The organism is Desulfosarcina sp. (assembly GCF_041551955.1).
In the GTDB taxonomy this organism is placed as follows: domain Bacteria; phylum Desulfobacterota; class Desulfobacteria; order Desulfobacterales; family Desulfosarcinaceae; genus Desulfosarcina.
On record NZ_JBFELV010000600.1, the window covers coordinates 1 to 2,196 of the forward strand.

Consider the following 2,196-nt stretch of genomic DNA (forward strand, 5'->3'; position numbering starts at 1 on the left):
GAGTACTCTTTATTTTAGGTGGTATTTATCGATTGATATCCAATCAATACAAGCCTCCAAAGAAAAAGCAAAAAGAAAAGATCGAACAATTTAACGCGCCACACACGGAAGGGAAAGCCGAGTCTGATCTGATTAACAATCCCGCTTTCTCCGATCTTGAAATCAATATTTTTCACCAAAACCGCAATGGCGATGGAGATTAGGAGCCTTCATATGGTCACAATGGTTTTGCTTATTTTGGCGGTAATGTGCCCTAAAACGCCTTTCCATTCTGCTTTGAACCTGCCGGCTAAACCTATGGTATTCTGCCCCAGCTGATCGAAGCCATCGCCTGCTACCGCTCGGGCAAGCCCCTGACCGCGTTAAGCGAACCGGTAAAGATGGATGTCATGCGCTATATCGAGCGCTTGAAGGTCTATTTTGATAGTTTTTAACAAGGTGCTGATACCAATGTTAAGAAACCTGATGATTGTCGTGACTGTGTGCTGTCTGCTTGGCCTGGCCGGTTGCGGAGGATCATCGGGCTCTTCGGATTCAGGATCTTCAGTTGAGGAAAAAGGCGGCCCGTTGGCGGGCACCTGGATCGGATCAGCCAATGACGTCACGCATACCATCACCATCAGCGGTCAGGGAAGTACCTATGCCGCGGCCTGGGATACAAGCGACGACTGCTTTACGAGTCAATCCGGCACTACCGTTCACTTTGACCGCCATATTGAAATTCTGTGCAGCGGCTATGACGACAGTCAACAGCGCTATGTTTTTTTGAGTATCAATGGCGAATTCGACGGCGAGAATGCCATTAGCGGCCAATTATACGCCGAGGAGTGTGGTGCATACGATGAACCGATAGTTTTGGCTCGATAGGTGAACCCTTTCCGGATTACCCGGAACAGACAGGTTGTCGATCATATGCAGCAGCCATCAATCCATCTGAACGAAATTGAGGAACGCGCGGCGCATCAAGCCATTGAAACAGCCGTGATCGAGTATTTTCAGGTAAGGGATTGCATCGTTAATCTGGATACCCATAGCGTTTGCGTTCTCTTCGACCCTATTGCCCATCGCAAATGGATCGCGCGGTTCAATGGCCATGCTGAGCCCAATGGTTCGAAAGATATCCCCCTTTCAATCCCGTTGGAGCAATTGCCGCCCAAAATCAAACAACTGGCCCGGCCCATTTTAGAACGTCTAATGGCTGAGCAGGAAGCGCTGGCATCGTATCTCAAATGGAAACCCCTTGAGCGTAAAATCGTGCCCGGAACGATCACCGAAATGTCCCAAACCCATTTGAAGATCAGCTTGAAAGGCGGAACAGGCATACTGAACCATAGGGATGGAATAAAAAAGGAACACTATACCCTCGGCGCAACCCATTTATTCCATATTAAACGGGTCAGAATGGAAGGGGAAAATGTCCGAATTCATCTTTCGCGCAGATCCAAGACGCTTCCGGAATATGTGCTGACGAGCAAATTCCCCAAGTACAAATTCCGCTGCTATCGGCGCCTGCCGGGTGTCAAATCGTGGATTCGGACCACGGCCCCCCGCTATCGGTGGGGCTTGTTTCTTTCCAAAGAGATTCGCCAATCCCTGGCAGGGGAATACCTGCAATTTTATCCTTGAAAAAAGGAGCATACGATGAATGAGACAAAAAAAGGTGACAACGGCACACCGGCAAAGGGAAAAGATTATTTTGTTGAAATGGCCAAACACCCCCGATCCCGGGTCATCATGGCCAACACCTCGGACACCTACATGATGGCCGACATCACCCGCCAGAGCGACATTATCATCAGCAGGCTCAGAGACGAGTTGATGCGGTCGATAGATATCGAAGACTTCACCGGTTATATGGATGAGTACTATAAAATCATCTTCAGTCTCGAAGATCACCTGCAATTCATTGGTGCCAAGGTGGGTATCGACTATCGTCAATCCCGTACCTACAAATCAATCAAGAAGAATCGAAATCAAGCGTCGCCGGAAAGTCCACCCCAAACGGAATCATAAAAGACAACCACGGCATGTTTGGATTTTTTTCAAGGAAAAAGAAGTTGCATCCCTCGGGTATCCGCTCCATACCCATCGCGGATTTGGCGCCTTTATGGCGCGATCCCAAAGAAGGTATCGCCGCTAACGGCAAAGCTGCGGATGTCAATGGCGATGATGCACAACGAGGGCTACCAAATAGTA

The 2,196-nt window shown here is 48.8% G+C and carries 4 protein-coding genes; all 4 read left to right on the top strand.

Annotation, left to right across the window (positions count from 1 at the left end):
• Positions 1-203, top strand: a 203-nt coding sequence (locus tag ABYV26_RS24660) for a hypothetical protein (protein WP_372683998.1), incomplete at its 5' end; no start/stop codon positions are given.
• 262 nt (positions 204-465) lie between these two features.
• Entirely contained in the window at positions 466-867 is a 402-nt protein-coding gene (locus ABYV26_RS24665; RefSeq protein ID WP_372683999.1) for a hypothetical protein, read from the top strand.
• Positions 868-912: 45 nt separating this feature from the next.
• On the top strand, positions 913-1,626 hold the full coding sequence (locus ABYV26_RS24670; RefSeq protein WP_372684000.1) for a hypothetical protein: 714 nt from the start codon (positions 913-915) through the stop codon (positions 1,624-1,626).
• Positions 1,627-1,641: 15 nt separating this feature from the next.
• The gene (locus ABYV26_RS24675) at positions 1,642-2,013 is read left to right on the top strand and encodes a hypothetical protein (RefSeq protein ID WP_372684001.1); all 372 of its coding nucleotides are present in this window, start codon (positions 1,642-1,644) and stop codon (positions 2,011-2,013) included.
• Positions 2,014-2,196 lie beyond the last annotated feature (183 nt).